The 6305-nt window shown below is 47.0% G+C and carries 4 protein-coding genes; 3 read left to right on the forward strand and 1 reads right to left on the reverse strand.

From position 1 onward, the window contains the following. Positions 1–381: 381 nt before the first annotated feature. Positions 382–2169, reverse strand: coding sequence for a methyl-accepting chemotaxis protein (locus tag MHN01_RS13180; RefSeq protein WP_239411765.1), 1788 nt, complete (start codon positions 2167–2169; stop codon positions 382–384). An 836-nt stretch (positions 2170–3005) separates the two neighbouring features. On the opposite strand from MHN01_RS13180, the gene MHN01_RS13185 reads away from it, so the two are divergent. The 3 genes from MHN01_RS13185 to MHN01_RS13195 form a co-directional block, all read left to right on the forward strand. Continuing rightward, a complete protein-coding gene (locus MHN01_RS13185) occupies positions 3006–4361 on the forward strand; it encodes a M20 family metallopeptidase (protein ID WP_239411766.1) in 1356 nt (451 codons plus the stop codon). Further along, entirely contained in the window at positions 4358–5839 is a 1482-nt protein-coding gene (locus tag MHN01_RS13190) for a YfcC family protein (protein ID WP_239411767.1), read from the forward strand. Before MHN01_RS13185 ends, MHN01_RS13190 begins: the two co-directional genes overlap by 4 nt. Positions 5840–6028: 189 nt before the next feature. Then, the coding region (locus MHN01_RS13195) for a helix-turn-helix transcriptional regulator (RefSeq protein ID WP_239411768.1) at positions 6029–6305 on the forward strand (277 nt) is incomplete at its 3' end.

Consider the following 6305-nt stretch of genomic DNA (forward strand, 5'->3'; position numbering starts at 1 on the left):
ACGCTTAAAAAAATGTAGGAAAAAAACCAAAAAAAATTGAGCGAGAAGTGCATTTGTTATGAAAAATGAAAGAGATTATATAACTAAAGTAAAACTGTGAACGAGGTCTCAAATACCGTTATGGCTTATAATCATTTGTTTTTTAATGATTTTAATTCTTGTGGCGAGCAATCTACGTTCTACAGGTGAGTCTACACCAAAAGTGGCAGGGATGCGTGTGTTTTTTAAGCAGGGCGCTCTGGCGGTAAAAATAGTCATAAAAAAAAGCCAGCAATTGAGTTGCTGGCTTTTTTGGCGTCAGAGTTGCAATTTTGTAATAAAATTACTGATTATTTGCTTTGTTAGTGGTTAACAGTGTTGTGCGATGTCACTGGCAACCCTTTATCGCTGGGTGATTTGGAACTCACCCAGCTGGTTTTTCTGATCCTCAGCCAGCTGCGACAAGTGGCTGCTGGCCTCTGCTGTCTGGCTAATACCGGCCACGTTCTGGCTGATAATGTCATTAATCGTGGTGATATTGCGGGTAATATCGTCAATTGCCCGGCTCTGCTCGTCAACCGATGCGGTAACATCGCCGTTGACCTGACTGATATGCTCGAGCGCCTGGGTAATGGATTCAATCTGGTTGCTGGTTTGTTCTGCGATTTCGCTATTGGTTCTGACCTTGTTCAAGCTGTTGTTGACGGCGTCGACAACGGCTGAGGACTTGTGCTGAAGCTGTTCGATAATAGTTTGGACCTGCTGGGTTGAGTCCTGGGTTTTGGCGGCAAGCACCCTGACTTCGTCGGCAACCACGGCAAAGCCGCGACCGCTTTCGCCAGCACGGGCGGCTTCGATTGCTGCGTTAAGCGCCAGCAGATTGGTTTGCTCCGAAATTGAGTCGATAACTGTGATGACCTCGCTGATCTTGATGCTCTGTTCGTTGAGATCGATAACCTGGGTCGACGTTTCATCAAGTTGTGTGGCTAAATCCTCGGTGAGCTGACGGGAGTGCTGGGCAATTTCGGTACTTTCGGCGCCCATCGCCAAAGCCTGCTGGGCACTTTCGTCGGCGGTCTTGGCATAACCGTCTACTTGGGTGGCGGCGGCAGAGAGCTCAGTAACCGCGGCAGCAATTTGCTCCACCTGCTGTTGCTGCTCACGGCCGTTGACTTCGCTTTGGGTCATGACTGCAGCAAGCTCTGTCGAGGAGGTCGCGACTTCGTCACTAACACCGCGCAGCGAGCGAATGGTAGCGGCAAGCTGAGAAATGGCATCATCAAGGCTGGCACCTAGTAGGCCAATTTCATTTTTTCCCTTGATGTTTGTCTGGACGTTGAGGTTGCCTTCTGCCAGTGCCTTGACGGCAAGATACAGTGATCCCATAACGCTGCTAATCGCGTTGGATAAGATGATACTGATCGTCAGGGCTAATACGGTAGCAATGGCCGTTGCGGTTAACTGGCTGGTTGTCACCGAGGCTAATAACTCAGTGGTTTTGTCCGATAACTCTTCTGTTTTTTGCAGCGAGGCCGTTGCCAGGCCGGTAATGATCTGGGTGTTGTTATTACCCAGCTCAATCATACGATTGGTCGTTGCCTTCTTGTCCTTCTGCAACTGGATAATTTCCAATAACTGGTGTTCCCAAAGCTGGGCATTTTTGATGACTGTTTGTGCTTCTGGCCAGTGCTTAAATTCATCCAGGTACGCATTGAGCTTTTTTGTATATTCTAATGTTGTCTGAGTATCTTGCTGACTTTGTCCTTTTACCCCGACAGCAACATGGTAAAGCATCAAGCCGGCAGTATCCGATATATCGGAGAGGTTCATTGTCCAACGATCAACGTCTTCCATGCTTCTATTTTTGGCGATCAGTGCATCCGCGGCGGTAATATCCGTGGTGATCCAACTGGTCGCATCATATAGTTTGATGATGTTCTGGCGCTGGGCTCTGAGTTGTTCGGATGCCTGGACATATAATTTGTAGTTGCTGACAAAGTTATCCAGCGACAGCTTCGCCTGGTGGGTGAGGGCGCGGTTGTCAGATTGCATCAGGGTGTTGTAGCTGCGCTGTACCTTGGCCAGGTTGTCATTGTTGACTTGTACCATTTCATCAAGACGGTCATAAAACCCTAGCGCATAAATTGACTTCATGCGGCTGACATCTTGTAAGTCCTGAAATTCTTTCATCGTGCTGTTAAAAGCAATAAAGTCGTTGACTTTATTTGTGTTTGCCTCAACTTCTGATAAAAGATTTTGACTAATAATGATAGTAATAATAAAACATAGAACGGCAAAGGCTGACGATAACGAAAGCAGTATCCGCAAAGGAAGGTTTTTAATTGTATTTAGCATGTTTAATCAACGTCGAAAAGTGGCTTCATATGAAAATGAAACCAGTGATAGTAATTAGAATTATCGTTGCATATTGATATAAGATCGGAGAAAGCAACCGAGTTGTCATTTATTATATATTCAGTGAGGTTAACTTAATAGGTTTATTATGTTTGTCTGTAAATAGGTCGTCATGAATAATAAAATATTTAATCGTCATTATTTGAAATAACAATTAATATTCCAATATATACTTTCTTATATTGCGGTAATTAATAATGGTTTAGCTGAAATAACCAATAAAGCTCATTACGAAATATAAGAATTTGCCTGCTGGTCATCTCGGTATGCCAGCCCAGTTCTTTTGGTTACGTGTTATTCCCCATGGCCTAGCAAGTCTGTTACATGTGTTCCGGAACGGCATATATAGATGTCGTGCAGGCACTATTTTACTCTTTTTGAGAGAAAACTCATCAGTGTTGTAAGTTAATGCTGACTTTTTGACCGTCGTCCCATATTGAAACAGCACCAAGTGAAAGTAATCACAGTTATCTCTTGCTCTCTGTAGCAGAATGAATTGGTCAGAGGGGGTAATCTCAAATACTTTCTCTGATAACTAATAATTATTCATTACTTTAGTCCAATATTTCAAAAGTATTCAGACTAAAATAGATGAGAAAATGAGGGATACGATGAAAGCAACAATAGCATCAACTATAAACGCGATGCGTGATGACTATATTGCCGCAGTGAAGCGTTTAGTTGCCATTCCCAGTGTTTGCCAGGATGACGATAGCGGTACGCCGTTTGGTCAGCCTATCGATGATTGCCTGACGGAAACCCTGAACCTTTGTCATGAGCTGGGGTTCGCCATTTATAAAGACCATAAAGGCTATTACGGTTACGCTGAAATAGGCGACGGTGAGCAAATGATTGGTGTACTGGGGCATTTGGATGTCGTGCCTACCGGTGAATTATCAGCCTGGGATTCAGCCCCGTTTGAACCGGAAATTCGTGATGGCAGGCTTTATGGCCGTGGGACTCAGGATGATAAAGGTCCAACTTTAGCTGCCATATTTGCCGTGAAGGCACTGATTGATAGCGGCGCTAAATTAAACAAACGAATTCGGTTTATTTTTGGTACCGATGAAGAAACCTTGTGGCGCTGTATCGACCGCTACCTCGAAAAAGAAGAAGTGCCGCAGTGCGGCTTTACTCCTGATTCTGCGTTCCCGTTAATCCATGCGGAAAAAATGCTGATCCAGTCCTGGTTGCATGGCCCGGGCGATGAATTGTTGCAGCTTGATTGTGGCGGTGCCCTGAATGCCGTTCCTGAACTGGCGAAATATGAAGGACCGCTCTGGGAAGAACTGGCAAGCAAGCTTGATGAGTTGGGCTTTGACTTTACGGCCGAAGATGCCGAGGTAACCGTATTTGGTAAAGCAGCGCACTCCGCGGCAGCCGATATCAAAGGGGTTAATGCCATAGCCCGTCTGTGTATGGCACTGAGCGAGCTTGGTGTTACGCATCCTGCGATACGCTTTGTGGCCGAGCAGGTTGGCCAGGATGCCAATGCCAAAGAGATTTTTGGACCGGTAGAAGATGTGAGCGGTCGGTTGACCTTCAATGTGGCTCAGCTATGTATTGATTCTCTACATAGCAAGCTCGGTATTGATATCCGGGTACCGGTGACCTTTAGCAAAGAGAATTTTGACAGCGACATGATGGCTGTCAGCGAGCAGTATGATCTTCAATATGAAGAGTTTGATGTGTTGCCATCTTTGTATATGCCGGCTGAAAGCCCGGTTATCCAGACCTTGATGGCAGCCTATCAGGAAGTAAGCGGTGATCTGGAAAGCCAGCCTATGACCTCTGGGGGAGCAACCTATGCACGTGCTATCCCTAACTGTGTGGCTTACGGGGCAATTTTTCCCGGTCGCGACAAAGTTGAGCACATGCCCAACGAGTACCTCATTATTGATGACATGCTTAAAGCGATGAACGTGTATGCAAATGCGATTTATCAATTGCAGGGAGTAGAGCTATGACAACAGCAACAGAGGCTGGCAAAGCGAAGAAATCCTTCAAAATGCCAACGGTTTACACCATTCTCTTTATAATTATTGCTCTGGTGGCATTACTGACCTGGATAATGCCGGCAGGTAAGTATGACTATATAGTCAATGGCACCGATCAGGTGATCCCGGCGGCTGAAGTGCTCGACTATGACGGTGGTGAGCGACTGTTACCTATCCCGGGTTCCTACCAAGAGCTGGAACCTTCACCGCAGGGCTTTATTGACGTGCTGATGGCACCGATCAAGGGCTTCCATAAGGCTGTGGATGTTGCACTGTTTGTATTGGTGATTGGTGGCTTCCTGGCCGTTACCATGCGAACCGGCGCTATGGACTCCGGTGTAGCGGCGATTGTACGTAAGTTCCATGGTCGCGAGCAGATGATGATCCCGGTATTGATCAGCTTGTTCGCACTCGGTGGATCGACTTACGGCATGGCGGAAGAGACCGTGGCTTTCTGGGCGGTGATCTTGCCGGTAATGGCGGCTGCCGGTTACGACCGTATGGTTGCGGCAGGGATCATTCTGCTTGGCTCGGGTGTGGGCGTACTGGCCTCGACGGTTAACCCATTCGCTACTGGTATTGCCTCGGGGTTTGCCGGCCTGCCGATTGGTGAAGGTATTGGCTTACGTGTGATCCAGCTGATCATCCTGATTGCGTTGGCATCCTGGTTTGTGATGCGCTACGCCTCTAAGGTCAAGGCAGACAAATCCCATTCAGTGCTGGCCGATATTGAGTTTAACGATGAGTTTTCTCACGTTAAAGAAGATACCGGTGAGTTTACCACCAAGCAGAAGCTGACAATGGGCGTGTTCTTCGGTGCCTTCTTGGTCATGATTTACGGCGTGATCCCTTGGGAAGACATGGGCATTACCGCTATTCCGACCCTGTGGTGGTGGTTCGATGAACTGTCGACGTTGTTCTTGGCATCAGCCATCTTGATTGCCCTGATTAACCGGATGTCTGAAGGTGACTTTATCAAAACCTTCCTTGAAGGGGCCAAAGACCTGATCGGCGTAGCACTGGTGGTTGCTGTTGCCCGTGGTATTTATGTGGTGATGGATAACGGCGTGATCATCGACACTATTCTCAACTGGGCAGAAGGTGTGGTAACCGGTTTGTCATCGGGTGTGTTTGTTGTCGTGACATATTTTGTACACATCGTATTGAGCTTCTTTATTCCTTCAACCTCTGGTCTGGCGACGGTTTCAATGCCGCTGATGGCACCGCTGGCTGACTTCTCGGGTATCGGTCGTGACTTGATCATTACGGCTTACCAGTCTGCTAGTGGCTGGATCAATATCTTCGCACCAACAGCTGGACACTTGGTTGCCGGTTTGGCTCTGGCCAAGATCCCGTATGAGCGCTTCCTGAAATGGGTAATGCCGTTTGTGATTATGGTACTGGCGGTGACTGTGGTAACGCTATTTGCCGGTGCAGCGATGGCCTAACCTTGCGTTTAACAGATGACATACTGACCTGAGTTAACCTTGGGTTGAAGTGTCGAAAGTAAAGCAATAGAAGGCGAGTCCGATGTTAAGTCGGGCTCGCTTTTTTGCTTCATGGCCTATTGAGACAAACACTAGGGCTGCTTTGTTATTTCTGATAATATCGAAATATAAAATCTGACGGAAATGAATATGGAATTAGAGATTGTTGCCAAGGCTTTGAAAGAGCTAGGCCACCCGACGCGTTTACGGGTATATAAGCATTTAGTGAAATCAGGCTATAACGGTCTGCCTGTCGGTAAGTTGCAAGAAGAGCTGGATATTCCGGGCTCAACATTATCACACCATATTTCAGGGCTGGTTTCGGCCGGGCTGATAGAGCAACAACGAGACGGCAGAACTCTTTACTGCATCCCCCAATATGACATGCTCGATGGTGTGGTGGGCTTTTTGCAAGATGAGTGTTGCA

The organism is Photobacterium sp. OFAV2-7, from assembly GCF_022347985.1.
GTDB lineage: Bacteria > Pseudomonadota > Gammaproteobacteria > Enterobacterales > Vibrionaceae > Photobacterium.

What these genes read in the sequence shown, in the direction of transcription:
- MHN01_RS13180 (WP_239411765.1), bottom strand. Translation starts at nt 2,169, where the DNA reads ATGAAAGAATTTCAGGACTTACAAGATGTCAGCCGCATGAAGTCAATT.
- MHN01_RS13190 (WP_239411767.1), top strand. Translation starts at nt 4,358, where the DNA reads ATGACAACAGCAACAGAGGCTGGCAAAGCGAAGAAATCCTTCAAAATG.
- MHN01_RS13185 (WP_239411766.1), top strand. Translation starts at nt 3,006, where the DNA reads ATGAAAGCAACAATAGCATCAACTATAAACGCGATGCGTGATGACTAT.